This window comes from Deltaproteobacteria bacterium, from assembly GCA_005879535.1.
In the GTDB taxonomy this organism is placed as follows: domain Bacteria; phylum Myxococcota; class Myxococcia; order Myxococcales; family 40CM-4-68-19; genus 40CM-4-68-19.
The window spans coordinates 1-363 of record VBKI01000029.1; the positions used below are offsets into that span (position 1 = coordinate 1).

Annotated in this window: 1 protein-coding gene; it reads left to right on the forward strand. The window is 68.9% G+C overall.

What is annotated here, in order from left to right; genetic code table 11:
* On the forward strand, positions 1 to 363 hold a 363-nt coding region (locus E6J58_01470; GenBank protein TMB42678.1), incomplete at both ends, for a sigma-70 family RNA polymerase sigma factor.

Below are 363 nucleotides of genomic sequence, written 5' to 3' on the forward strand. Positions count from 1 at the left end.
TCCTCTGCGGGGATGCCCAGCTCTTCGAGCTGATCATGCCCCGTCACAACGAGCGCCTCTACCGCGCCATCCGCTCCATCCTGCGCAACGAGGCCGAGGTCGAGGACGCCATGCAGGCCGCTTATCTCCACGCCTACACCCACCTGCGCGACTTCGAACGCCGCTCGACGCTCGCCACCTGGCTGACGCGCATCGCCATCCACGAAGCGCTCGGTCGCCGGCGGCGCGGATTGCGCACCATGACCAGCGAGGAGGAACCGGACGTGGCTGCCCAGACGCGATCTCCCGAGCAGGACGCCACGGACGTCGAGCATCGCCGGCTCCTCCGGCGCGCCATCGACGCGCTGCCCGATCACTTCAGGA